At 67.4% G+C, this 26,256-nt stretch carries 21 protein-coding genes; 3 read left to right on the forward strand and 18 right to left on the reverse strand.

Going from position 1 to position 26,256, the window contains the following annotated elements; genetic code table 11:
• Positions 1-58 precede the first annotated feature (58 nt).
• Positions 59-1,300 (forward strand): GGDEF domain-containing protein, encoded by a 1,242-nt coding sequence (locus tag N792_RS09120; protein WP_224743956.1) that lies wholly within the window; start codon positions 59-61, stop codon positions 1,298-1,300.
• A gap of 54 nt (positions 1,301-1,354) precedes the next feature.
• Here N792_RS09120 and tkt read toward each other — a convergent pair whose 3' ends face one another.
• The 14 genes from tkt to N792_RS09185 form a co-directional block, all read right to left on the reverse strand.
• The gene (tkt, locus tag N792_RS09125) at positions 1,355-3,346 is read right to left on the reverse strand and encodes a transketolase (protein ID WP_036194260.1); all 1,992 of its coding nucleotides are present in this window, start codon (positions 3,344-3,346) and stop codon (positions 1,355-1,357) included.
• Between the two features lie 183 nt (positions 3,347-3,529).
• Positions 3,530-4,924, reverse strand: a complete 1,395-nt coding sequence (locus tag N792_RS09130) for a dicarboxylate/amino acid:cation symporter (protein WP_036194262.1) — start codon at positions 4,922-4,924, stop codon at positions 3,530-3,532.
• 82 nt (positions 4,925-5,006) lie between these two features.
• Entirely contained in the window at positions 5,007-5,324 is a 318-nt protein-coding gene (locus tag N792_RS14005; RefSeq protein ID WP_052103852.1) for a hypothetical protein, read from the reverse strand.
• Positions 5,260-6,675, reverse strand: a complete 1,416-nt coding sequence (locus N792_RS09135; protein ID WP_198025586.1) for a BatD family protein — start codon at positions 6,673-6,675, stop codon at positions 5,260-5,262. The genes N792_RS14005 and N792_RS09135 overlap by 65 nt, the downstream gene beginning before the upstream one ends.
• A 5-nt stretch (positions 6,676-6,680) precedes the next feature.
• Positions 6,681-8,495, reverse strand: coding sequence for a VWA domain-containing protein (locus N792_RS09140; RefSeq protein WP_036194264.1), 1,815 nt, complete (start codon positions 8,493-8,495; stop codon positions 6,681-6,683).
• Positions 8,492-9,520, reverse strand: coding sequence for a vWA domain-containing protein (locus N792_RS09145; protein WP_052103886.1), 1,029 nt, complete (start codon positions 9,518-9,520; stop codon positions 8,492-8,494). The genes N792_RS09140 and N792_RS09145 overlap by 4 nt, the downstream gene beginning before the upstream one ends.
• A complete protein-coding gene (locus N792_RS09150; protein WP_036194266.1) occupies positions 9,517-10,005 on the reverse strand; it encodes a DUF4381 family protein in 489 nt (162 codons plus the stop codon). The genes N792_RS09145 and N792_RS09150 overlap by 4 nt, the downstream gene beginning before the upstream one ends.
• Positions 10,005-10,910: a DUF58 domain-containing protein gene (locus N792_RS09155; protein ID WP_036194268.1), complete on the reverse strand. Its 906-nt coding sequence runs from the start codon at positions 10,908-10,910 to the stop codon at positions 10,005-10,007. The genes N792_RS09150 and N792_RS09155 overlap by 1 nt, the downstream gene beginning before the upstream one ends.
• Before the next feature lie 168 nt (positions 10,911-11,078).
• A complete protein-coding gene (locus N792_RS09160) occupies positions 11,079-12,107 on the reverse strand; it encodes an AAA family ATPase (protein ID WP_084105658.1) in 1,029 nt (342 codons plus the stop codon).
• A gap of 230 nt (positions 12,108-12,337) precedes the next feature.
• On the reverse strand, positions 12,338-14,302 hold the full coding sequence (locus N792_RS09165) for a type IV pilus secretin PilQ (protein WP_036194270.1): 1,965 nt from the start codon (positions 14,300-14,302) through the stop codon (positions 12,338-12,340).
• A 19-nt stretch (positions 14,303-14,321) separates the two neighbouring features.
• Positions 14,322-14,882: a pilus assembly protein PilP gene (locus N792_RS09170; protein ID WP_425478873.1), complete on the reverse strand. Its 561-nt coding sequence runs from the start codon at positions 14,880-14,882 to the stop codon at positions 14,322-14,324.
• Positions 14,883-14,892: 10 nt separating this feature from the next.
• Positions 14,893-15,558 (reverse strand): type IV pilus inner membrane component PilO, encoded by a 666-nt coding sequence (locus tag N792_RS09175; RefSeq protein WP_036194272.1) that lies wholly within the window; start codon positions 15,556-15,558, stop codon positions 14,893-14,895.
• The gene (locus tag N792_RS09180; protein WP_036194274.1) at positions 15,555-16,298 is read right to left on the reverse strand and encodes a PilN domain-containing protein; all 744 of its coding nucleotides are present in this window, start codon (positions 16,296-16,298) and stop codon (positions 15,555-15,557) included. Before N792_RS09180 ends, N792_RS09175 begins: the two co-directional genes overlap by 4 nt.
• Positions 16,298-17,356, reverse strand: coding sequence for a pilus assembly protein PilM (locus N792_RS09185; protein WP_036194276.1), 1,059 nt, complete (start codon positions 17,354-17,356; stop codon positions 16,298-16,300). The genes N792_RS09180 and N792_RS09185 overlap by 1 nt, the downstream gene beginning before the upstream one ends.
• Before the next feature lie 260 nt (positions 17,357-17,616).
• Here N792_RS09185 and N792_RS09190 point away from each other — a divergent pair, with 260 nt between their 5' ends.
• The gene (locus N792_RS09190) at positions 17,617-20,121 is read left to right on the forward strand and encodes a penicillin-binding protein 1A (RefSeq protein WP_036194279.1); all 2,505 of its coding nucleotides are present in this window, start codon (positions 17,617-17,619) and stop codon (positions 20,119-20,121) included.
• A gap of 120 nt (positions 20,122-20,241) precedes the next feature.
• Positions 20,242-20,934, forward strand: a complete 693-nt coding sequence (locus tag N792_RS09195) for a hypothetical protein (RefSeq protein ID WP_224743870.1) — start codon at positions 20,242-20,244, stop codon at positions 20,932-20,934.
• A 197-nt stretch (positions 20,935-21,131) separates the two neighbouring features.
• Here the strand turns inward: N792_RS09195 and N792_RS09200 are convergent, their stop codons facing one another.
• The 4 genes from N792_RS09200 to N792_RS09215 form a co-directional block, all read right to left on the reverse strand.
• Complete coding sequence (locus N792_RS09200) at positions 21,132-22,448, reverse strand: citrate synthase (protein WP_255516650.1); 1,317 nt, start codon at positions 22,446-22,448, stop codon at positions 21,132-21,134.
• Between the two features lie 232 nt (positions 22,449-22,680).
• Positions 22,681-22,926, reverse strand: a complete 246-nt coding sequence (locus tag N792_RS09205) for a type B 50S ribosomal protein L31 (protein ID WP_036194283.1) — start codon at positions 22,924-22,926, stop codon at positions 22,681-22,683.
• A 141-nt stretch (positions 22,927-23,067) separates the two neighbouring features.
• Positions 23,068-23,853 carry a hypothetical protein gene (locus tag N792_RS14010; RefSeq protein ID WP_156969363.1) on the reverse strand — a complete coding sequence of 262 codons (786 nt, stop codon included), beginning with the start codon at positions 23,851-23,853 and terminating at the stop codon, positions 23,068-23,070.
• A gap of 88 nt (positions 23,854-23,941) precedes the next feature.
• Entirely contained in the window at positions 23,942-26,203 is a 2,262-nt protein-coding gene (locus N792_RS09215) for a two-partner secretion domain-containing protein (RefSeq protein WP_198025587.1), read from the reverse strand.
• Between the last annotated feature and the right edge of the window lie 53 nt (positions 26,204-26,256).

Raw genomic sequence — 26,256 nt, forward strand, 5'->3', positions numbered from 1 at the left:
TGCGGAGGTGCCCGAGGGGCGGGTGTTGCTGATCGGGAACTCGCGCTCCTACGCCAACATGCTGGCGGCCGAGCTGCGCGAACGCCTCGGCCTGGAAGTCGTCACCGCGGACTCGCTGGCAGCGGCGCATGACGCCATGGCCACCGGCGGGACGTTCTTCCTCGCCCTGACCGGGCTGGTGCTGCCCGACGCGGAGCCGGAACAGATCATCGAGGCGCTGGCCCGCAAGGCGGTGCCGATGGTCGTGGTCACCGGCGTCTACGACGACAGCATCCGCGCGCGCATGGTGAACTTCCCCATCATCGACTACGTGCTCAAGGAAGCACCCGGCACGATCGAGTACCTGACCTGGCTGGTGCGCCGGCTGGAGCGCAACCGCCAGATCACCGCGCTGGTGGTGGACCGCTCACCCGGCTCCCGCGCCCACATCGCCGCATTGCTGGCGCTGTACGGCTTCCGCGTACTCCAGTCGGCGGACGCGGCCGGCGCGCTGCAGGTGCTGGACACGGATGGCGCGATCCGGCTGGTCGTACTGGAGCATGCCGTGCTGGACCATGCCGCCCAGGAGCAGGACGACGCCGGCATCGACGGCATCGCATTCATCCAGCAGGTCAGGCTCTCCCACCCGCGCGCCATGCTGTCGGTGATCGGGGTGTCGTCCTCTGCCGATGCTTCCCAGGTCGCCCGCTTCCTCAAGAACGGCGGCAACGACTTCCTCAACAAGCCGTTCTCGCGCGAGGAATTCTTCTGCCGGATATCGCAGAACATCGACAACCTCGAATTGATCGGCACGCTGCAGGACCTGGCCACGCGCGACTACCTCACCGGCCTGCCCAATCGCCGCCATTTCTTCGAACTGGGATACAAGGCCCTGCGCGGCCGAAACGGGCCGGTGGCGATGGCGATGCTGGACGTCGACCACTTCAAGCACGTCAACGACACCTACGGTCACGATGCAGGCGACCAGGCGTTGCGTGCCGTGGCCACCGCCATTGCCGTCCATGCCCGCCCGCAGGACGTGGTCGCCCGCTTCGGCGGCGAGGAGTTCTGCCTGCTGGTGCCAGGCGTGTCGCTGGCCGGGGCGGAAGTGTTCTTCGAGCGGCTGCGCGAATCCATCGCCTCGCTGCAGATCAACGTCAAGCACCACACCCTTCGCGTGACCATCAGCATCGGCGTCTGCCACCGCAGCGACGGCGACCTGCATGCGCTGATCACCGAAGCCGACCGGCTGCTCTACCTGGCCAAGGCCAACGGCCGCAACCAGGTCGTGTGCGAATCGCAGGACACCGCGGCGGCGTAAGCGATAACAGGGCCGCGGCAGGGCAATCCGCCCCTGCCATGGCCACCGGCGGAATCAGCCCAAGGAGCGCGCCACCTCGACCACGCGCTCGACGGTGAAGCCGAAGTGCGGGAACAGCTTGTCCGCCGGGGCGCTGGCGCCGAAGGTGTCGATGCCGATCACCGCGCCGTCCAGGCCGACGTACTTGCCCCAGAAACCGCTGACGCCGGCTTCGATCGCGACCCGCTTGCGGCAGGACTTCGGCAATACCGATTCGCGGTATGCCGCGTCCTGGCGCTCGAACACGTCGGTCGAGGGCATCGACACCACACGCACGTTGTCGCCGAGCTGCGCGGCGGCCTTCATCGCCAGACCGACTTCCGAGCCGGTCGCGATCAGGATCACGTCCGGGTTCGCGCCGCCGTCCCTGAGCACGTAACCGCCGCGGGCGATATCGGCGACCTGGGCTTTGTTGCGCGGCTGGTGGTCGAGGTTCTGACGCGAGAACACCAGGCAGCTCGGACCGTCCGCGCGTTCGATCGCGGCCTTCCACGACACCGCCGACTCGACCGCGTCACACGGACGCCAGACGTCGTTGTTGGGGATGTAGCGCAGGCTGGCGAGGTGCTCGACCGGCTGGTGGGTCGGGCCGTCCTCGCCCAGACCGATCGAGTCGTGGGTGTAGACGTGGATTGCACGTGCGCCCATCAGCGCGCTCATGCGCACCGCGTTGCGGGCGTAGTCGCTGAACACCAGAAAGGTCGCGTCGTACGGGATGAAGCCGCCGTGCAGGGTCAGGCCGTTGCTGATCGCGGTCATCGCGAACTCGCGCACGCCGTAATAGATGTAGTTGGCGTCGCGGTCGTCGGTGGTGACCGACTTGCTGCCGCTCCACAGGGTCAGGTTGGAGCCGGCCAGGTCGGCCGAACCGCCGATCAGCTCCGGCAGGTGCGGCGCGAACGCCTCGATCGCCATCTGCGAGGCCTTGCGCGAGGCGACGACCGGGCCGTCGGCCTGCAGCTTGGCGATGTACGCATCGGCGGCGGCGGCGAAGCCGTCCGGCAGTTCGGCGTGCGAGCGGCGGATCAGTTCGGCGGCCTCGGCCGGGAAACGCGCCGCGTATTTGTCAAACGCCTCGTTCCACTGGTCCTCGCGGAACTGGCCGACCTGGCCTACGCGCCAGCCGTCGTAGATCGCCGGCGCGATGTGGAAGGCCTCGTGCTCCCACTCAAGCGCGCCACGGGTGGCGGCGATCTCGTCGTGCCCCAGCGGCGCACCGTGGCTGGACTCGCTGCCGGCCTTGTTCGGCGAGCCGTGCCCGATCGTGGTGCGGCAGCAGATCAGGGTCGGCTTGTCGACGCACAGCAGCGCCTGGTCGATGCCGCGCTTGATTGCGTCCGCGTCGTGGCCGTCGATATCACGCACCACGTTCCAGCCGTAAGCCTCGAACCGTGCCGGGGTGTCGTCGGTGAACCAGCCATCGGTGTTGCCGTCGATCGAGATCTTGTTGTCGTCCCAGAACGCGACCAGCTTGTGCAGGCCCCAGGTGCCGGCCAGCGACGCCGCCTCGTGCGAGATGCCTTCCATCAGGCAGCCATCGCCCATGAACACCCAGGTGCGGTGGTCGACGATCGCGTGCTCGGGGCGGTTGAAGCGCTGCGCCAGCAGTTTCTCCGCCAGCGCCATGCCGACCGCGTTGGCGAACCCCTGGCCCAGCGGGCCGGTGGTGGTTTCCACGCCCGGTGTCATGAAGTTTTCGGGATGACCGGGGGTCCTGGAGTCGAGCTGGCGGAAGTTCTTCAGGTCATCGATCGACAGGTCGTAGCCTGACAGGTGCAGCAGCGCGTACTGCAGCATCGAGCCGTGGCCGTTGGACAGCACGAAGCGGTCGCGGTTGAACCAGCCCGGGTTGGCCGGGTTGTGGCTCAGGTAGTCGTTCCACAGCACCTCGGCGATGTCGGCCATGCCCATCGGCATGCCGGGGTGGCCGGAATTGGCGGCCTGGACGGCGTCGATGGCGAGGAAACGGATGGCATTGGCGAGGTCGCGGCGGCTGGGCGTGGGCATGGCGGATCCAGAAAGGGAAGGCTCGACCCGACCCGGATACCCGGGCCGGCGGGCGCCAATTGTCGCCGAGTCCGCGCGTGCGGCCAAATAACCCGTCCTACCTTGCCGATGCCGGCGGATTTCCCGACCGCTCCCGTGCGTGCGGCTGTCGTCTGCCGCATCCAGGGGCGTCAGCCCCCGGCGTCACGTCGCGGCAGCGGCCGGAGCATCCATCTTCGTGTCGCTCTCGCCCTTGGACACGATCGCGGCAATGGCGAGGTCGCCGGTGACATTGAGCGTGGTCCGGCACATGTCGAGGAAATGGTTGACGCCCAGGATCAGGCCGATGCCTTCCGGCGGCACCCCGACCATCACGCAGATCATCGCGATCACCGGCAGCGATCCCGACGGCACGCCGGCGGTGCCGATCCCGCCCAGGATGCACACCATCATCACCAGCACCTGCTGGCCGAGGCTCAGGTCGACGCCGAAGAACTGCGCCAGGAAGATCACGGTGACGCCCTCGAACAGCGCGGTGCCGTTCTGGTTGGCGGTGGCGCCCACCGTCAGCACGAAGCGGGACACCTGCCGCGGCAGGCCGAGCTCGGTGTCGGCGACGCGCAGCGCGGTGGGCAGCGTCGCGTTGCTGGAGGCGGTCGAGAACGCCAACACCATGGCTTCCTGCACGCCGCGGAAGAACACCAGCGGCGAGCGTCCGCCGAGGTATTTCAAGGCCAGCGAGTACACCACAAACATATGCAATGCCAGCGCCAGGAAGACCACACCGACATACGCGCCCAGCCGCACCAGCAGGTCCCAGCCGAACAGCGCGGCGAGATTGAACATGAAGCAGAAGACCGCGTAGGGCGCCAGCCGGATCACCAGGCCGATCAGCGTCATGGAGACCTCGAACAGTCCCTGGATCGCCTTGCGCAGGGGGTCGGTCGTCGTCCCCGGCGTCAACACCATGCCGATGCCCAGCATCAGCGCGAAGAACATCACCGCCAGGATGCTGCCGTCGGCGGCGGCACCGACCACGTTGTCCGGCACGATCGACAGCAGCATGCCCACTCCGCTGTCGGAAGCGACACCGTCCTGGACGATGCCACGCGCCCGGTCGGCGTTCTCGGCCATCAGGTGTTGCGCCAGGGCCGGATCCACGCCGGCACCCGGCGCAATCCAGTTGACCAGCACCAGGCCGATCAGTACCGCGATCGACGACATCAGCACGGTCAATCCAAGCGTGCGCCAGCCGATGCGGCCCAGCGCGTTGATGTCGCCCATCTCGCTGACGCCCATCACCAGCGCGGAGAACAGCAGCGGGATCACCAGCATGAAGATCAGCCGCAGGAACAACTGGCCGAAGGGATCGGTCACGTACTGGGTGAACAGCTTCAGCCACGGCGTGCATCGCCAGGCCGCCTCCGCGTCTCCGCCGACCGCGCACAACAGGTGGTCAGCCGGCAGGCCGCGCCACTCACCCAGGCCGGACGCGTAGGCGATGAGTCCGAAAGCCAGGCCGACGATGAAGCCGATCGCCATCTTCCAGTGCAGCGGCATCTTCTGCTTCTTTCCGGGACGGGTGTTCGCGTCGGTCATAGCATGGCTTCCCCAGGACAGCGGCCGAGCTTAGCAAACCGCATTACCAGGCCCGCGGCCGTTTGGTCACGACTCCGCGCGCTCAGGTGTCCGGATACAGCGGCGGCAACGGCGATGGCGGCGCTGCCGATGACGGGCGCCAACGCGGGCCGCGGGCAAACGCGTCGCGCATCAAGCGGCGCGCAACCACGCCATCCCCACCGCCCCAGCGCGCGCGCTGCATGGCCTCCACGGCATCGGCCTGGGCCGGATCGGCCAGGCGCGCGCGCACCTCGTCAAGGCCCTGCACGGGCGGCTGCGCCAGCGCACACAGGCGGTCGGCGACCTCGTCAAAGTCACCGCTGTCGAGCGCCCGTTTGAAGGCCGCGATGCCGGGCTTTGCCGCCGGCGCGTGGGTCATGGCTGCGGACGGGTTCGCGGCAACGTGTGCGGGCTGGCGATGCAGGCCCCACAGCAGGGTCAGCAACCACAGCAGGCCGAATGCGGCGGTCGCCAACACCCAGCGCCGGTCCGCGCCGGTCGGCAGGGACGATGCCGTGGGGGGGGCCGCTGGATGACGCGGGCGGGTTGGCAGCGGCAGGCGCAGCCGATGCCGACGGCGGCCTTCCGGCCCTGCCGCCCGTGCCCGCGGCGACGGTCCACTCCAGCGGCGGCAGCCGGGCAATGCGGGCCTGATCGCCACCCACGTCCCACCAGTCCAGTTGCAGGCCCGGCATCCTCAATGGACCCGCGCGCGACGGCACCAATGCGAACTGACGGGTCAGGGTCACCTGCGGACGGCCATCGACGAAGCGCTCGTCGGCCTGGACGGGTTCGGCGAACACCTGCACGCCGTCGACAGGCGGCAACTGCAACTCCGGCATCTGGGCGGCGCTCGCACCGTCGACGACGGCCTCGACGGTCAGCGTCGCCGCCTCACCGACACGCAGTTGCTGCGGCGTGGCGCGGTAGTTCAACGTCAGTCCGTGCAACGGCAGCCAGGGCTGCGGTGCCTGCGCGGGCACGGGCTGCACCGCCACCTTCCGCGGCGGGGCCTGCGCCTGCAGCGCGCCACCACCGCCAAGGAATTCATCGAAGAATCCCGATGCGCCCCGGCCCTGGAACGTCGCACCGGGAACGACCAGATCGCCGCTGCGCTCGGGGATCAGCAGGTAGCGGCGCTCGATCACCTGGTAACGACGGCCGTCGATCTGCCGGCTGTATTGCGCGTCGTCGCCGACCTGGCGCAGCGACGCGCCATCCGGGGCGGGCTGGTCGAGCTGACCCGACACCAGCGGCACCGCCGAATACAGCCGCACCACCCAGCCGACCGCCTGCTGCACATAGGGACTGGCGTCGTCGGGCTCGCTCTCCAGGAACACATCGTCGCCCGCCCCCGCCGGAGGTACCGTGCTGGCCGGAGCCACCACCAGCACCAGCGGGTCGGTGCGCTGGTTGCCAACGCTCAGGCCGGGGATCGTGATCACCCCATCGCGCCGGGGGCGCAGCGCCACCGCGTACAAGGTCCGGGTCCGGACACCGCTACTGCCCAGCTCGACCTGGCGCCGGCTGCTGCGGCCACTGATATCGAACCCGGCCTGCAACGGGCCGTAATCCGGCGCGGCATTGGCGTCGGTTTCGATATTGAGGGTGACCGTCTCGCCGAAGGCGATGCGGTCGCGATCCAGCCACGCCCGGGTCTGCGCGGTCGCGGCCAGACAGGAAAACGACAGCAGCAACAACACGACGATCTGCAGCGACACTCGCGACATCGACTTCATTCCTCCGCGCCCCCCTGTTGCAGGCGGCGCTGGTATTCGATCCGGAACTTCTCCCGCAACAGGCCGCCCGGGTCGTCCGGTACGCGCCGCAACCAGGCCTCGTTGGCAATGCGGCGTTCGCGTTGTTCGGCGCTTTCCGGCGTGGCTTCCGCAGTCGATGCGTCGTCCTTGCCCGCATCCTTTTCCGCCTGCGCCTGCGCCAGCGCCGCCTGCATGCGCTCGCGCTGGGCCTGGTCGGCGGCCTGCTGGGATGAAGCATCCGCCGGGGTGGGGGATTCCGGCGGCGGGTTCCCGCCATCCTGCGATGTCTCGCCATCCTGTCGGGGAGTCGATTCGTCGGGCTTGCCCTGGCCGGATTCATCCTGCGGCGAACCCGGGCCATCCCGGGATGCCTGCGGCTGTTGGCCTTGCTGGCCAGCCTGCTGGCCCTGATCGTCTTCATCCCGATTGCCGGCGCTGCTTTCGTTGTTGCCCTGGCCTTGTTGATCCGGCGGAGGCTGGCGCTTCATCGCCGCCTCGACCGCCTGCTTGTTGGCCAACGCGTCCGGCATCGCCGGATTGCGACGCAGGGCCTGCTCGTACGCTTCGATCGCCTCGGGGTAGTGACTTTCCCGCGCCAGTGCGTTGCCGCGGTTGTAGTCGGCCTCGGCGCTGTCGAGCTCGCCATAGAGTTTCGCGGCCATGGCGAAATCACCCTGCCGGTAGGCCTGCGCGGCCTGCTCCATCGTGCGGTGCGCACGCTGGTCGGGGCGCTGCCACAGGTCGGCAGCATGAGCGGACCGTCCCGGCAGCCACAGGCACAGCACCAGCACCACCACCGGCGCGCCACGCCGAAATGCGAGCAGCGCCAGCGCCATCAACGGCAGCAGCAGCCAGTAACCGTCGTCCTGCCAGCTCATTCCCGACTTGCCGCCGGCTTGACCTGCGAGCTCTGCATCGCCACCGGCAGCGATGCCCTGGTCGTCCGGATCCAGCACACCCAGCCGTGCCAGGTCGCTGTCGTCCCGCGTCAGCGCGACGTAGTCGCCGCCCGCCGTCGCCGCCAACTGGCGCAGCGAATCGGCGTCCAGCCGCGCATGGAGGATGGTGCCGTCCGCGGCCCGGTAGGGCGCGCCATCGGCCGTGCCCAGACCGATGACCGACACCGAATAGCCGCGCGCCCAGGCGTCAGCGGCGGCTTTACGCGTTGCCGCATCGGCATGGTCGGTCAGCAGCAGGATCCGCCCGCGCTGCAACCCCGCCTGCGCCAGCAGCCGCGCCGACCAGGCGATGGCACGGTCGCTGCGCTGGCCATCGACCGGCATCACGTTGGGGTGCAATGCCTCCAGGAACAAGGCGACGTTGGCGGCGTCCCCGGTCAGCGGCGCCACCGTGAAGGCCGCGCCCGCGTAGGCCACCAGACCCACCTGGCCATCCTTGCGCTCGCGCAGCAAGGTCGCCAGCTTGGCCCGCGCCTGGGCCAGCCGTGACGGCGGCAGGTCGCCGGCGAGACTCGCGCTGGACAGGTCCAGCGCGATCACCAGCGGCGCCTGCCCCTGCCACGACGGTTGTTCGCTCTGGCGCCAGCTGGGCCCGGCCAGCGCCAGCACCGCGAGCACATAGCCCAACATCCCGATGGCCAACGCCAGCCGGCCGCGCACCTTGTCGCCGCGGTCCAGCAGGTGCGCCAGCAGGTGCGGATCGACCGCCTCGTGCCAGACGTTGGCGCGGCGGCGACGCTGCCACCACCAGCCCGCCAGCAGCGGCAGCACCGCCATCGCCCACAACCAGTCGGGCCGCAACCAGTGCAGCGTGTCGAACGGCGGGATCATGCGCGCCTCCGTTGCGGGAGGGCGAACGCCAGCAGGCCCAGCACGAACGCGGCACCCAGCGGCCAGGCATAGCGCTCGATCTTCGGCCGCACCGCCAGGCCGGCGCGCTCGACCGGTTCCAGGCGGTCGATCTCGGCATAGATGCCGGCCAGTTCCGCGGTGTCGCGCCCCCGGAAGAACCGCCCGCCGGTGGTTTCGGCGACCTTGCGCAGGGTCGCCTCATCGACCTCGTCGCCCCCGCCGGGCATCGGCAACTGGAAGCCGAACAGCGACATCGATCCGTCCCCGCCAAAGGCGATGGTATGCACGCGCACCCCGGCATCCCGGGCCAGTTCCGCGGCCTTCAGCGGCTCCAGCAGGCCCGCGGTGTTGACGCCATCGGTCAGCAGGATCAGCACGTGCTCATCGCCTGCGCGGGCCGCCGGCCCGGCGGCCAGGCGCTTCACCGCCAACCCGATCGCGTCGCCGATCGCGGTCTCCTGCCCGGCCAGTCCGACCACGCTGTCGGCCAGCTGCGAGCGCACGCTGACCAGGTCCTGGGTCAGCGGCGTGAGGACGTAGGCGCGGCGACCGAACACCAGCAGGCCGACCCGGTCGCCCTGGCGGCGGTCGAGGAAATCCGACAGCACTGCCTTGGCCGCCGTAAGCCGGTCCACCGCACGACCGCCCAGCTGCATGTCCGGCTCGCTCATGCTGCCCGACAGGTCCAGCGCCAGCATCAGCTCGCGCCCCTGATGCGGCGGCTGGATCGGCTCGCCCAGTTGTTGCGGCCGCGCCGCCGCCACGCACAACAGCGCCCAGGCCAACCATGCCAGCCAGGACACCGCGCCCGAACGCAGACCACCGGCGGCGCCTCCGAGCCGTTGCATGCGCTCATCGAAAGGCACCTTCAACGCGGCCGAGGTGCTGTGCCGCGCCGGCAGCAGCCAGCGCGCAAGCCACGGCAGCGGCAGCACCAGCAACAGCCACGGCCATGCAAAACCGTCGAGCCACGCCGTCAGCGATGCCATCCACTGGTCGATCATCGGTTCGCCATCCACTGCAGGAAACGGGCGCGCACCAGCGGCCGCAGTGCCGCCACCTCACTGGCATCGACATCGGCCCGGTAACCGCCGTCCAGCAACAACCGGCCCGGGCCTTGGGTGAATTCATTGGTCGCGCGTCTTGCCGCGCGACGCTTGCCGGCACCACCATCGCCACGGTCGAGAAATGCCAGCCACGCCTCGCCCTGCAGGCGGTCGGCGGCGGGGTCGATGCGGCGTGCGGCACGGCGCAGCAGTTCGGACATCGCCGCGACTTCCGCCGCCGGCGTGGCGCCCGTGGCCACGGCATCGCCGAACAACTTCACGATGACCTCGTGGCGACGCCGACGACGGCGCAGCCACCACAGCGCAGCGGCCACCACCAGCAGCAGGAGCGCTGCGAGCAGCCACCAACCCGGCGCCGGCGGCCACCACGGCGGCGCGGGCGGCTGGTGGATATCCCGCAACACCAGCGACGGATCCTGCATCACGCCACCATCGGCCGCTGCCGGCCCAGCATCGACAACCAGGACTCACTGGCGGCATCGGTGGACAAGGCCTGCACGCGCACACCGCACGCCGGCAAGGTTGCCAGCGCGGCTTCCATCGGACCGACAAATTCGGCCCGCCAGCGTTGCCGCTGCGTGGCGCTGCCGAGGTCGATCTCGACCCGCTCGTCGCCGCTCCGGAATGGCAGCGTGGTCGCCGGCGGGGCCGACTCCAGCGGATCGGTCATCAGCAGCACGACCACTTCATGATGCTGGGCCAGCACCGGCCAGCGCCGCTCGGGCAACTCCGCCACGCTGCGCGGGTCGGCCAGCACGACCAGTCGCGAACCGGGCCGCAGCAGGCGCTGGGCATGGTCGAGGGCGACCGCCAGGCCGGCGTCCTCGGCAGGGGGCTGCGAGTACCAGCGCACGAGCGCATCCAGCACCCGCAATGCGCCACGCGGCCCGCCCGCCGGCGGCACCGGCGGCTCGCGACGGCTGCCGCGCAACGCGGCGATGCGGTCGCCATCACGCACCGCGATCCACGCCGCCACCGCTCCGGCGCGCGCGGCCTGCACCGACTTGAACCGCGTGCGGGTGCCGAAATACAGCGAAGGCGCGGTGTCGGCGACGATCAGCGTGAGTCGTTCGCGTTCGGCCTGGTAGAGCTTGGTGTGCGCGCGACCGGTACGCGCGGTGAGTCGCCAGTCGATGTGGCGGGCGTCGTCGCCGGCGATGTACTCGCGCGATTCGGCGTACTCCATGCCGCGCCCACGCATCGGCGACAGCGCCTGACCGCTGATACCGTGACGACCGAGCTTGGCCCCGCGCCGTCCGCTGGCCGCCGCACGCAGCGCGACCAGTTCAGCAAGGGTGGGAGTGATGCCGTCAGTCACGCGGGACAACCACCTGCAGGAGCGGCTTCAGCCGCGAGCTGGAATCGGCGCGCACGGACGGTTTCCGATCGCGGCTGAAGCCGCTCCTGCGCCCCGAAGAAGGTCCCCTTGAGAGACAGAAGTCCGGCGTTCCGCAGGCGGGAACCCGGCGCGTAACCACGCGGGGGATGTCCGCCATCACGGCAACGGCACCCTGGCAAGCAGCTCCTTCACCAGACGCTCGCCATCCCAGCCTTCGGCGGTCGCCTCGTAACTGGGCAGGATGCGATGGCGCAACACATCCGGGGCCACCGCGCGGACGTCATCGGGCGTCACGAAGTCGCGCCCCAGCAGCCAGGCGTGTGCACGCGCGCAGCGTTCCAGCGCGATCGACCCGCGCGGACTGGCGCCCCAGGCAATCCGCTGCGCCAGCGGGGCGTCGTAGGCCCGGGCATCGCGCGAGGCCAGCACCAGCTCGATCAGGTAACGCTCCACCGCCGGCGCCAGATGCACGTCGAGTACCGCGTTGCGGGCCGCGAACACATCCGCCTGCGACAGCCGTTGCGCGGCCTCGACCGCAGGCTTGAGCGCATTGCGCGCCCGGTCGCGGGCGAGCTTGAGGATGCCGGCCTCGGTTTTCGCTTCCGGGTAGCCGATCCTCACATGCATCAGGAACCGGTCCAGCTGCGCCTCCGGCAGCGGAAAGGTGCCCTCCTGCTCGATCGGGTTCTGGGTCGCCATCACCAGGAACAGGGCCGGCAACGGGTAAGTGGCCCGGCCGACGGTCACCTGCCGCTCACCCATCGCCTCCAGCAACGCGGACTGCACCTTGGCCGGCGCCCGGTTGATCTCGTCGGCCAGCAGGATCGGATGGAAGATCGGCCCGGGCAGGAACTCGAAACGGCCGTCCTGGGGCCGCCAGATCTCGGTGCCGGTCAGGTCGGCCGGCAACAGGTCCGGGGTGAACTGGACCCGCGCAAACTCGGCATCCAGCCGGGCCGCCAGCGCCCGGATCGCACTGGTCTTGGCCAGTCCCGGCGCGCCTTCCACCAGCAGGTGGCCATCGGCCAGCAGCGCGATCAGCAGGCGCTCGACCAGCGCCGCCTGGCCAATGATCTCGGCCGACAACGCCAACCGCAGTTCATCGAAAGCCGCACGCAGACGGGCAGATTCGGTGTGATCGGCGGTGCCGGCGTCGGTATCACCGTCGGTCGGGATTTCATCCATCGCAAACTCGTCCATCAGGGTCTCGGCTTCGGGTCCGGGTCGAGTTTGACCCATGCGACGTGACGAGGTTCAACTCGGCCACGCCCGCTTCACGATGCCAAAGCCGTCAACGGGCTCCCACAAGCAGGACACCTCAAACAGGGCATCCCAAACAGGGCATCCCCAAACAGGGCACCCCCAAACAGGAACGGAGCCCGTAGGCTCCGTTCCGTTACCGCCGATCCCGTAGATCAGTTGCGGTGATTGCGCTGCGACACCTCAAGCACCTTGGGGGTCACGAAGATCAGCAGCTCCGCCTTTTCGCGGTTCTTGCCCTTCCGCTTGAACAGATTGCCGAGGAACGGGACGTCGCCCAGGAACGGTATCTTGCTGACGTCATCGCGATCACGGATTTCATACACGCCGCCGACCACGACCGTCTGCCCGTCCTCCACCAGCACCGCCGTGTTGATCTCACGCCGGCTCAGCTGCGGCACCGAACCGATGCCCGTGGTGATGAAGCCGTCCAACTCGTCCTTCTTGATATTCATGTCCAGGAACACGCGGCCATCGTTGGTGATGGTGGGCGTTACCAGCAGCTCAAGCAGCACTTCCTTGAACTGCACGCTGGGCGTGGCCACGCCACCCGCGGTCGCCGGCTGGATGGTCACGTAGCCGACTTCCTTGCCCTGCTTGATCGACGCTTCGCGCTGGTTGCTGGTAACCACGCGCGGGTTGGAGATCACCTCTCCACGCCCCTGCTCCTGCAGGGCCGACAGCTCGACATCCAGCAGATAACCGGCATTGAGGATCGACAGCGCCAACGCACCCGGATTTTCCGCAATCGATCCCAGGTTGCTCATCAGGCTGCGGGTGATCGTGTTGGTCGTCGGGTCGCCATCGTTGACCGAGTTCAGGTTGAGCCTGTTCGTTTCAAGATCACCGCTGAATCCAACGTTGTCCTTCGTGCCGCTGATACCGAATTTCGCCCCCAGTTCCCGCGAGAAGCTCTCGGTCGCAATGACCACCCGCGCCTCGATCACGACCTGGTCGACCGGACGGTCGATCACCGCGATCAGCTCCTTCATCTCGGCGACTTTTTTCGGCGTGTCGCTGATCATCAGGGTGTTGGTGCGGTCGTCCGCCACCAGCCGTCCACGCGGCGACAGGAAACCGGTGTCGGTATTGCTGCTGCCACCGGAACCGCCACTGCCGCTGCCGCCGGAACCGCCGACGCCCTTCGCCTCGGTCAGTGCCTTATAGATCTGGCCGGCATTGTGGTAGTTGATCTGGATGTATTCGGTGGTCAGCTCGACCCGGTTCGACATCGCGATGCGGGCATCCTCGCGCGCCTGCTCATGCTGGGCGAGCTCGGCCTGCGGTGCGACCCAGACCACGTTGCCGCTGCGGCGCTTGTCGAGGCCTTTCGCCTGCAACACGATGTCCAGCGCCTGGTCCCACGGCACGTTGATCAGACGCAGGGTGACGTTGCCCTGCACGGTGTCGGCGGCAACGATGTTGAGGTTGGATTCCTCGGCGACCAGCTGCAGCACGGTGCGCACCGGCACGTCCTGGAAGTTGAACGTCACCGGACGGCCGCCGTAAGCCTTGGCACTGGTGGTGTCGGTGGCGCTGGTGGCTCCCATCGCCGCACTGCCGCGCTTGCCGGCGCCGGTCTTGGCCACGGCCGCGCGCGGCACGATCTCGACGACGTAGTCCTTGCCGGTCTGGTAGGCCATCGACTCGAATGCGCCTTCGGTATCCAGCACCAGGGTGGTGCCGGTGCCGCTGCTGCGCGCGTCGATGTGTCCCACCGGGGTAGCGAAATCGGAGACGTTGAGCGGCCGTTGCAGGGAAGCGGGCAATGACGCGTTGGCGACATTGATCACCACTTTCGAGCCCTGGTTGCGCAGGTCCGGGGCGGCGCCCTCGCCCGTGAAGCTCAGGATCAGTCGCCCGGCACCGCCGTCACCGCGCTTGAAGTCGATGTTGGACACCGCAATGGTGCCGGCGACCTGCTTGGACGGGTCCAGGCTCGACACCGGCGCTACCTGCCCGATGGCGGTCGTAGCCGGGCCGGACATGGTGGCAACCGGCTCGGCAGCGTGGACGGCTGTGAATGCCGCGACGGCCCCCAGCAGCAGGCCGAAACCCGTATGGCGAAGCACCAAGGGGCGCTGCGCACGTCGCGATCGTGTGGCTTTGAAAACGGTCATCGTGCTAATTCCCCAATCCTTATTGATCTTCCAAGGCGAGCGAAGCCGGGCGTTCAAGCCAGCCCCCCGCACCGTCCGACACCAGTTCAACCAACTCGATGCGGTCTTCGAATACCCCGGTCACACGACCGTCGCTCTGCCCCATGTAAGCCCCCGGGCTCACCCGATAGGTGACCTTGTCGGGCGCCATCACCAGTGCCACGGTGCCGCTGCCCTGGCCGAGCGTACCGACCATATCCAGCGTGTCCAGCGGAAACTGTTCCAGTGTCTGCTTGCGGCGGTCCGAATCCGGACGCAGGCCGTTGCTGCCGTCGCGGTCGGTGAATGCGTTGCTGAACGGATCGCGCAGGCCATGGGCCGCATATTCGAAGGTTTCAAACTGCTGCATGATCGGCAGCGGATCCAGCGGCGGTGCGGGGCGGGTCTTGACGTCGGCCACCCAGCCCTCGAGGTTGGGCGCGTCCCCATACGTGCTGGTGACGCCACGGGTGCAGCCGGCCAGCGCCACAGCCGCCAGTGCGGTGATCAACAACCGGGGAGCGAGTTTACGGCTGCACACAGCCAGGCCATGCCCAATCAGGTCATGCATCTCAGGATCCCCCCTTCTTGCCGGTCTCGGCCGGCTTGTTCTGCTCCGCCATTTCTTCCTCGTCGAGGTAGCGGTAGGTCTTGACCGTACCTGCCAGCTCAAGCGGCGAATTGACGGTGATGCCCGAATCCTTGTCCTTGCCGCGCGGCTTCAGCGAGATGTCGTGCATGGTCATGATGACCACCCGCGGCAACGACGCCACGCCGCTGACGAAGCCACCGAACTGGTGGTAGGTGCCCACCATGCGCAATGCGATCGGCTTTTCGGCGTAGAACTCCTTGGGCTGCTCGGGGCCGGGCTGGAACAGCTCGTTGGAGATGCCGGTCGCCAGCGCGGTCTGGGAGATATCGACGATCAGGTCGGGCATCTCGGTCTTGCTCGGCAACTGGCGCAGCATCTGCTGCAACTGCTGCTCCATCTGCGCGAGTTGCAGCTTCAACGGCTCCAGGTTGGAAGCACGACCCTGTTTGGTTTCGAACTCGGTACGCAACTCGGTCTCGGTGCGCTCCAGACCGGCCAGGGTCTCGCGCTGGTCACGCACGAAGACCCACCAGCTCAGGCCGACGATGACCAGGCCGATGATCACGCACAGGCCGATCTTGGCCTGCTGCGGCCAGCCACCGATGTTGTTGAAGTCCAGCTCTTTGATATTGATCTTCTTGCTCACGAGTCGGCTCCGGTGGCAGGGGCGGCCGCAGTTTCGACCTCGGCTGCGGGACTGTCAGCCGGGGTCGCCGCATCGGCGGCATCCGCCGGAGCGGTCGATGCCGAATCGGCCGGCGCCGGTGCAGATTCCGTGGTCTGCACAGCAGCGTCTGCGGTTACCGGATCAGGCACGCCGTCGCCATCCTCGTCGGTGGGTGCATTCGGGTTGGCCAGCTTGACCTGCAACTTGAATTCGTATGGCAGGCCCTTGTCGAACCCCTTCGCCTCGATGATCGAAAGCTCCGGACGCGTCATCCAGCCCGAGCCTTCCAGATTCCGCATGTAGGTACTGACGCGCGCGTTGGATTGTGAGCGTCCTTCCAGGGTCAGCGTCTCGCTGTCCTGCTTGATCGAGGTCAGGATCACGCCATCGGGAATCGTCCGCACCAGCGAGTCGAACAGGTGAACCATCTGGGAGCGGTTCGCCTGCAGCTCCTCGATGACTTCCTTGCGCGCCAGCAGCTTGGATTTCTTCCGGTCCAGCTCGTCGATTTCCTCGATCTGCTTGTCGACCTCGGCGATACGGGCCTTCAGGAAACTGTTGCGCTCGTTCTGGCCGTCGATCTGGGCATTGTGGTAACCCACGATCAGGAACGACAGCACGACGGCCGCCAGCGCGGACAGCGCCAGCATCAACATGGCGTCTTTCTGGCGCTGCTTGCGGCGCTCGGCGCGCCACGGGAGAAGGTTGATCCGTGCCATCAGTCAAAGCTCCTCAGGGCCAGCCCGCAGGCGATCATCAACGCGGGCGCGTCCTGGGCCAATGCATGGGCCTGCACGCGCGGCCCCAGGGTCATGTGGGCCAGCGGGTTGGCGATCATCGTCGGCACCCCGAGTTGCTCCTCGACCATTGCGGCAATGCCGGCGATCGCAGCGCAGCCACCGGCGAGCACGATCTGGTCGACCCGGTTGAATTCGCTGCCGGCGTAGAAGAACTGCAGCAGGCGACTGACCTGCTGGACCAGGGCTTCCTTGAACGGCTCCAACACTTCGGCCTCGTAGGTATCGGGCAAGCCGCCCTGGCGCTTGGCCAGACCCGCCTCCTCGTAGCTGAGGCTGTAGCGGCGCATGACCTCGTCGGTCAACTGCTTGCCGCCGAACACCTGTTCGCGGCTGTACACGCTGCGACCGTTGCGGAGCACGTTGAGCGTCGTCATCGTCGCGCCGGAGTCGATCAGCGCCACCAGGCCATCGCGCGGGACCGTGAACTGGTCGGCCAGCAGGCCGAACGCGTTCTCGATCGCGAACGCTTCCACATCCATCACCCTAGGGATCAGCCCGCCAAGTTCCAGCGCGGAGGCGCGGACCTCGACGTTTTCCGAGCGCGAGGCGGCAAGCAGCACCTGCACCGATTCCGGACTGCCGGGCATCTCGCCGAGCACTTCGAAGTCGAGGTTCACTTCCTCGATCGGATACGGCACGTAGTTGACCGCTTCCAGCTCGACCTGCGCTTCCAGTTCGTCGCCTTCCAGCTCGGCCGGCATCGGGATCACCTTGGTGATCACCGCCGATCCGGACACCGCCGCGGCGGCGTGTTTTGCGCGGGTTCCCGAACGTGCCATCGCCCGCTTGATCGCCTCGCCCACGGCTTCCGGCTCGACGATGTTCTTCTCCACCACCGCGTTGGGCGGCAGCGGCTCAACCGCGTAATGCTCCACGCGATAGCGGTTGCCCGCCCGTGAAAGCTGCAAAAGCTTGACCGCAGTCGAACTGATATCCACACCGACGAGTGCCGGCTGGCTCTTCTTGATGACGCCCAAAGTTATCTCCCCTTGTCACCGGATGCTTGCGCGCACCTGCTTGTGACCGTGTCCTAGATAACGGACTTTTCACAAGCCCGCAACCACTTCAATCGCCAATTGCCCAGCAGTGCCCGCTTTTGCCCCAAAAGGCCATGCCCCAAAATGACGCCCCGCCAGATCATAACCTTCCCGATACGGCGGTGCTGGTCGGTCCGCTGACCCTCCTGCGCTCACTCTATACTCCACCGACCACGACAGCCGCAATCCGGAACTCCTTGATGCCTTCCCGTTTTCGTCGTTTCCTGCGTTGGATCCTGTTCTCGATCATCGGCCTGGGCCTGCTTGGCGCCATCGCACTGGGCACGCTGTATTACCTGATCGCCCCGAAGTTGCCCGACGTGGAGACCCTGCACGATGTCGAGCTGCAGGAGCCGATGTACGTGTATGCGCGCGACGGCCGGCTGATGGCGGTGTTCGGCGAGACCCGCCGCTACCCGATCGACATCGCCGCGGTACCGGAAGCCTTGAAGCAGGCCTTCATCGCGATCGAGGACAGCCGCTTCTACGAGCACCACGGCGTCGACTACCGCGGCGTGGCGCGGGCGGTCTGGCTGCTGGCCACGACCAGCGACGAACGCGTGCCGGGCGGGTCGACGATCACCCAGCAGGTCGCGCGCCAGTTCTTCCTGAGTTCGGAATACAGCTACACCCGCAAGATCGCCGAGATGATGCTGGCATGGCGGATGGAGAACGAGCTGTCCAAGGACGAGATCTTCGAGCTGTACCTCAACAAGAGTTTCTTCGGCAACCGGGCCTACGGCGTGGCGGCGGCGGCCGAGTTCTACTACGGCAAGAAGCTGGACGAACTGGACCTGGACGAGATCGCCTCGCTGGCCGGCATCCCCAAGTTCCCTTCCAGCGGCAACCCGCTGAGCAACCCGGAACGTGCGCGGGTGCGGCGCGACTACATCCTGCAGCGGATGGCCGAACTGGACTTCATCACGCCGGCGCAGATGGCCCAGGCCCAGGCCAGGCCGATGCACGCCAGCCCGCACGAGCCGCCGATCCAGCTGTATGCGCCGTTCGTGTCGGAGATGGTGCGGCAGGAAATGGTCGCCCGTTACGGCGCCGAGGCGCTGACCAAGGGCTACCACGTCACCACCACGATCGACCCGACGATGCAGCGCGCGGCCAACCAGGCGGTGCGCGACGGACTGGTCATCTACGACAAGCGGCACGGCTGGCATGGCGTGGAGCAGCATTTCGACCTGGCCGATGACGAGGATGCCGACACGGTGCGCGCGCGGCTGCGCGACATACCGGTCCAATCCGACATGATCCCGTCGATCGTGCTGGGCAGCGACGGCAACAGCGTCACCGCGGTCCTGCCCAGCGGGCGCCAGATCACGCTGGATCGCAACCAGGGCTGGGGCGGACGCAGCCCGGCCAGCCTGCTCAAGCGCGGCGACCTGGTCCGCGTCCATCAGGTCGAGCCCCCGGCAAGCAAGAAGGGCAACGACGACACGACCGTCACCACACCGGCCGCGCCCCGTTACGAACTGACGCAGATTCCGCGCGGCGAGTCGGCGCTGGTTTCGCTGGAGGCCGATACCGGCGCCGTGCGTGCGCTTTCCGGCGGCTTCAGCTTTGCCGGCAGCAAGTTCAACCGCGCCACCCAGGCGCTGCGCCAACCGGGGTCGAGCTTCAAGCCGTTCCTGTACGCCGCCGCGCTGGAGCGGGGCTTCAATCCGGCATCGATCGTCCTTGACGCCCCGGTCGTGTTCAAGGACCGGCGCGGTCACGAGTGGCGGCCGCAGAACGACGATGGAAAATTCTCCGGCCCGATGCGTCTGCGCGAGGCGCTGGTGCGCTCGCGCAACCTGGTGTCGGTACGCCTGCTGGATGCCATCGGGGTGGATTACGCACGCAAATACATCAGCCACTTCGGCTTCGAGGAATCCAGCCTGCCACCCAATCTGTCGATGTCGCTGGGCACCGCATCGCTGACCCCGCTGTCGGTCGCGCGCGGGTATGCGGCCTTCGCCAACGGCGGGTTCCGGGTCGAGCCGTGGTTCATCGACCAGGTCAAGGACCGCGACGGCGCGGTGATCTTCCAGGAGAACCCGGCCACGGCGTGCCCGTATTGCGACGGCGCCGGCAACGCCACGGCCACGCGCGCGGCGGCGACAGTGGGCGGCTTCAACCTCGGCCCCGCCGTCGCCCCGGCCCCGACCCCGGCGAGCCAGGACAAGCCCGCCGACACCACCCCGATCGAGCCGCCGGCCGACATGATCGTGGCTCCCCGCGCGATCGACAGCCGCGTCGCCTACCAGATGGTCTCGATGATGCGCGACGTGGTCCTGCGCGGCACCGGCACGCGCGCCAAGGTGCTGGGCCGCGAGGATGTCGGCGGCAAGACCGGTTCGACCAACGAACACCGCGACGCGTGGTTCTCGGGTTTCGGCGGCAACCTCGCCACCACGGTGTGGGTCGGCCGGGACAACTTCCAGTCCCTGGGACGCGGCGAGTATGGTGGCCAGGCCGCACTGCCGATCTGGATCGACTTCATGCGGGTGGCGCTGGAAGATCGCCCGGTCGCCGCCAACACGCCACCGGACGGCATGGTCGAGGTCTCCGTGTCCGCCAACGGCAACCTGCTGCCCGCCGGCAGTGGCGGGATCGCGGAATGGATCAAGGTGGAGGATCTGGAGCGGCTGCAAAGCTATGTCGATTACGACGATGGCCAGTTCGAGCCCGCCGAAGAGTCCTTCGATATCTTCTGACACGCCTGCCGCTGACATGCACTGACACGCACACTGTCCTGACCCGCAATTCGCCACCTCCCACATCGGGCCGGTGGCGATCCACTGGATTCCGCATCACGCCTGCGCGCGGAGGTCGCCATGCCACGCCACGCCGGGAAACGCCCCCGCAAACACGAACGCACACCAGCCACGGGGCCTTCCGTCCCGCCCCGCAACCTGGCCCGTCTCGCCGGGCAGCGCCATCGCCTGGCGCAGGAGGCCGCGCGACTGATCGCCGAGGACGGCCTGCACGACTACCAGCAGGCCCGGCTCAAGGCCGCGCAGCGGCTGGGCATCGCCGACCGGGCCTGCCAGCCGCGCCATCAGGACATCGAGGAGGCGTTGCGCGAGTACCAGCGCCTGTTCCGGCCCGACACCGCGGCGCAGTCCAGGCGGCGCCGCGAGGCGGCCCTGCAGGCGATGGCGTTCTTCGAGCCGTTCCAGCCGCGCCTTGCCGGAGCCGTATTGGAGGGCACCGCCGATGCACACAGCCCGGTGGAGCTGCACCTGCACGATGACGATGCCGATGCAGTGGCCCGGCACCTGCAACAGCATGCGATTCCGGCCGACTCCGGCAGCCGCCGCCTGCGTCTGGACCGCCAGCGCAGCGGCGAGTTTCCGGTGTGGCGTTTCAGCGCGGATGACATCGCGTTCGAACTGACCGTGCTGCCGCTGGCGCAGTTGCGCCAGCCCCCGCTCCGGGCCACTGAAGGCAATCCGATACCGCGCGCCAGCGCGACCCGGGTCCGGCAACTGCTGGCCGACGAGGACATCGGCGCGCGCGGCATCTGAAGCCGGCATCCCGCCTGAACACGTAGGCAAAATCGCGCGCACAACCTGGCGCGCATGAAAAAAGGCCCCACCTGCGTGGAGCCTTTTCATTTGCGCGGACTGCGATCCGGTCCGGCAGCAGCCTGCGCATCAGCTGCACAGGCCAGATTCAGGCCGACGCAGCGTCAGGCCGACGCAGCGTCAGGCCGACGCAACGTTCAGCGCTTGTCCATGCCGACGTAGTCGCGCTGGCCCGCACCGGTGTAGATCTGGCGCGGACGGCCGATCTTGTTTTCCGGATCGTCCTGCTGCTCCAGCCAGTGCGCCACCCAGCCGGCGGTGCGCGCGATGGCGAACATCACGGTGAACATCTCCACCGGGATGCCGAGCGCCTTGTAGATGATGCCGGAGTAGAAATCGACGTTCGGGTACAGCTTGCGCTCCACGAAGTAGTCGTCCTTCAGCGCGGCCTCTTCCAGCTTCATCGCCACGTCCAGCAGCGGGTCGTTGACGCCGAGCTGGCCCAGCACTTCGTGGGTCATCTTGCGCACCAGCGCCGCGCGCGGATCGTAGTTCTTGTAGACGCGGTGACCGAAGCCCATCAGGCGGAAGCCCGAATCCCGGTCCTTGGCCTTGTCGACCGCCGACTGCACGTTCTCCGGCCGCCCGATCTGGCTGAGCATCTTGAGCACGGCTTCGTTGGCGCCACCGTGCGCCGGGCCCCACAGCGCGGCGACGCCGGCGGCGAGGCAGGCATACGGGTTGGCGCCGGTCGAACCGACCAGCCGTACGGTCGAGGTCGAGGCGTTCTGCTCGTGGTCGGCGTGCAGGATGAACAGCAGGTCCATCGCCTTGGCCGCGACCGGGTTCAGCTCCAGCGGCTCGGTCGGCACCTCGTACATCATGTGCAGGAAGCGCGTGGTGTAGTCGAGGTTGTTGCGCGGGTAGTTGAGCGGCCAGCCCACCGAGTGGCGGTAGCACGCGGCGGCGATGGTCGGCACCTTGGCGATCAGGCGGATCGCGGCGAGGCGGCGCTGCTGCGGGTCTTCCAGGTCCAGCTCGTTGTGGTAGAAACTGGCCATCGAACCGAGCATGCCGACCAGCATCGCCATTGGATGCGCGTCATGGCGGAAGCCGCCCAGGAAGCCCTTGTAGGCCTCGTGCATCATCGTGTGGTGGGTGACATCGTGCTCGAACGCACTCGACTCGGCCTTGTTGGGCAACTCGCCGTTGATCAGCAGGTAGGCGACTTCCAGGAAGCTGGAGCTCTGCGCCAGCTGCTCGATCGGGTAACCGCGATACAGCAGCACACCCTGCTCGCCGTCGATGTAGGTGATCGCGGACTTGCAACTGGCGGTGGCGGTGAAACCGGGGTCGTAGGTGAAGCAACCGGTGCCCTTGGGCAGCCTGGCGATGTCGATGCATGGCGCACCCAGCGTCGGATGCTGGACCGGCAGGTCGACGCTCTTGTCGCCCACGGTAAAGGTGGCCTGGCTCTCACCAGATGTGTTCTGGCCGGATGACGAATCGGACACAAAAAACTCCTCATGTCTGCGCATTCGCGCAGGGCGCGATACGGGAGGGGGGACAAAGGATCGCGACAAACCGCGAACGTCCAATTATCGCACAGTGCTGTACCGCATGGCCCGGGCGGATCACAGGAATACGTGATGCAGCGTTGCAGCCATGTGGCTGGATACGACAACGGCCGCCTTTCGGCAGCCGTTGTCAAAAACCCGGATATACAGCGCGCGGCGCGGCCGAGAATTACTTCTGGGCGTAACGCTTGCGGAACTTGTCCACGCGGCCACCGGTATCCATGATCTTGTGCTTGCCCGTGTAGAACGGGTGCGAGGCCGACGAGATGTCGATCTTGATCAGCGGATACTCGTTGCCGTCTTCCCACTTGACCGACTCCTTGCTGCCAAGGGTCGAGCGGGTCAGGAACTGGAAGTCGCTGGTCACGTCCTGGAACACGACTTCGCGGTATTCGGGATGGATGCCGGCTTTCATTGGCACTCACCAATTTATAGCGGAAGGAAGCTGGAAATTATAGCGTCTGCCCACCCCCGAGCGCAAGCCCCAGTTCTCCGTGGCGGGACACGACGGCCGATTCACGGTAGTTCCGTCGGGCCGTGGTCGCTCAACCAGCATTCAGCCGTCCTCCGCGCCTCGCGCGTCTACGATCGGAGCAGCGGCGCCCTGCCCATCCGGTTGCCCGGGAATGCGCGAATGCGCCCCCGGATCCACTTCGTACAACCCGAACAGCTCCGCCGCCGTGGCGTCTTCGGGAAGAATGTAGACGATTCCGGCGGTGTTGGTGAACGCTGGACTGACGACGTGCTCGTAGAACTTCACCGGAACATTGATGCAGCCATAGGAGATGCGGTTGTCCTGAGGCGTCGGGCTTTCCAGGCGCTGGGCGCGCCGTTCGGCGGGTAGACCCTTGGGAACCCGGTGGAGTGCGAGCGCGGTATCGTAGTCGACCCAGAGGATCTCTTGCCCCTGCAAGTCGCGGTCAAGCGATGCCACGAAACGCCCGGCCGGTGTGGTGCGATCTTCGGGGCGCATGGCCGACAGCTTCTGCTCGCCAATCCCTTCTGCAGAGCCGTCGCCGCGGGACATGCCGAGCAGCGCCGCCGCCGCGCCCTGCAAGTGTCCGCCGGCGTCGAACATGAACACCCGCGCATCGACCTTGTCGACGATCATGTACGGCAAACCATTGTTGTCACCGGAGTCCACCACCCAGTGTGCAACGTGCTTGGCCTCGGCTGATGCAGACTCGTCCTTGAAGTCCGCCCTGGCGCGTTGCCGGCCCGGCGCCGCAGGAGCAGCGGGCGCCGAGGCGTATTGGACAAGCTTCGTCACCGGCTCGACCAAGCTGGTCTGGCCGGGTGTCGCTGCAGCCGCGGTTGTCCAGAATGCGAGTATCACGGCCAAGCCGGTTCTCGCGCCGCAGGTCGCTGCTGCAAGGCGCGAAGATACAGGGACCCGGCGCAACAACGTCGCCACTGGGCCTTGCACGCCCCTAGTTACGGTAAGGCTTGGGTGCGCGGATCGGCGCAACATACGGCGGCACCTCTTCCGGCGGCGGCGGAATCAGCACCAGCGCCATCTGTGGTTGCGAGTCGGGCGAAACCACGACCAGCGCTCCCGGCGGCGGGGGCAACACCGCACCTGGACGCACGATTCCGAGCACGGGCGCCCCCGGACGCGGCGACAATTCAACCCCAGGCGGAAACTCCGGCGTCACGGGCGGTGGTGTGACCGGCGGCGTCACGGGCGGCGGTGTCACAGGTGGTGGCGTCACCGGCGGCGGTGTGACCGGCGGCGGCGTCACGGGTGGTGGCGTGACTGGCGCAGGCGAGATGGTCCCGGTCGTGCTTGCGACGATGGGTCCGCAGCAGTTGAGCGGCAGGGCATATGAACCTGCATCGGTGCCCGCCAGGGTATAGCCGGTGAAGGTGATGCGTTTGTTCGCCCCTTCATCCGGGGAGCTGAAATCGGCGCTGCTTCCCGGTCCGGCGACCAGTGTCACCCCTACCGGGTCACCTTTGAGCCCACCCAGTGTTGTGGTGGTGGTGCCGTCGAAGGCCTTGTCGCCGCCGTCAGCGAATACGAGCATGTACTGCTGCAGGGCAGCACCCTCGGTCAACGTGAAATTGCTCGAATAGTCCGTGGGTGCCGTGTACGAAATCGGGTTGTAGTAAATATTGACCGGAGCCGCGGTAACGGTCGCCGGTGGCGCCAGCGAATCGAACACGACGGTCCCGCCGGCGATGCCAGGGCCGGTGCCATCGGTGTCGGCACTGAGGGTCAACCCCAGCGGCAGACCCAGGCTTCGGGTCGGATCGCTGGTACCGCGGGTCACGGTGATGGCATCGAAGATGTTCACGTCGTTTGCGGCGCACATCATCAGGTTGCCATCGGTGACCGTGATGGCGGCCCGCTGGTTGACATCGCGCCCTGCGGCCAGCAGCACACTGCCATTGGTCGCAGTGATCGCCGCATTGACATTGACGTCCTGGCCACAGCACACGGCCAGGTTTCCGTTGGTGGAAGTGATCGCGGCGTTGATGTCGACATTGCGATCGGCGGTCAAGCTCAGCGTGGTGGGCGCGCCGCTTGCCGTCCAGCTCACCGCGTCATTGACGAAAATATCGCCGTTCGCGGCACCGGCACCCGTCGTGCCGATGGTGATGTTGTTGGTCACCAACTGCGCCGACAGCGTCGCGCCCGAAATGTTGGCCCCCGGCGTACTGCCAATGGTGAAATCCTGCGGATCGATCAGCCACTCACCGGTCTGGCCCTGGGGCGCAACGGTGCTGACAGTGACGCCGTCCTGGATATTGACGCGTGCCGCGGAGGTCTCTACAAACCCGCCATCACCCCCGTTGGCTGCACTGGCGTCCAGCGTGCCGCCGACATCCACGGTGCCGGTCTGCATGTCTCCCAGCAACACGATCGTGCCATTGCGGTTCTCGATCGTCCGAGCCTGGATCACGCCGGTGTTGTTGACCACCGTATGCAGCAGGTTGCCGGCGGCTTGCGCCGTGAGCAGGACGTTGCCGCCGTCGGCGCGGATCATCCCGCCGTTTTCCGCCAGTGCATTCACCGCGCCCATCGCCACGGACACATTCAATAGACCGTCGCCGGCGACGTCCAGGGTCACCGCTTCGCCCGCAGCCAGCGCCACGGTGCCCAGGCGCGCCGAAATGACGCCCTGGTTGCTCACGTTCCGGCCCATCAGAGCCACGTAGCCACCATCCGCGGCCTGGATGATGCCCTCATTGGCGATCGAGCCGGCACCGGCGTCCGTGAACGCATACCTGCCGGCCATGAAATCCGCATCACTGATGCCCATCGTGGATGCGACCAGCCCGCCGACGCTCACCGTCGAACCCTTGCCGAAAAGAATGCCGTTGGGGTTGAGCAGGAACACGCTGCCGTTGGAGGTGAGGTTGCCCAGGATGACGGACGCATCAGCGCCCACCACGCGGTTCAACGCCACCGAACTGGTGCCCGGCTGCACGAACTGGACGCTGTGGCCGGTCCCGATGCTGAAATCCTGCCAGTTGATTGCGACGTTGGCCGTGGACTGGGTGATGGTCGTGTTGACGCCATTGTTGGCGATCGTGGCCTGGCCGGCGGTAACCACGCCGCCCTGGGGACCCGCTGCGTGTGCGGCGGTGGCGAGGGCAAGCATCAATGCCGCGGACAATGCCTGACGGGCAAATTGCGGCACGCTGGCAGCGCGCTGCGATTGCCGACTTCCGGTGGCGGGGGTCAATCGTTGTGTGCAGTTCATGGGTGGATCCTCGAATGCTTTCAGTAACGCGTATG

The organism is Lysobacter concretionis Ko07 = DSM 16239, from assembly GCF_000768345.1.
In the GTDB taxonomy this organism is placed as follows: domain Bacteria; phylum Pseudomonadota; class Gammaproteobacteria; order Xanthomonadales; family Xanthomonadaceae; genus Novilysobacter; species Novilysobacter concretionis.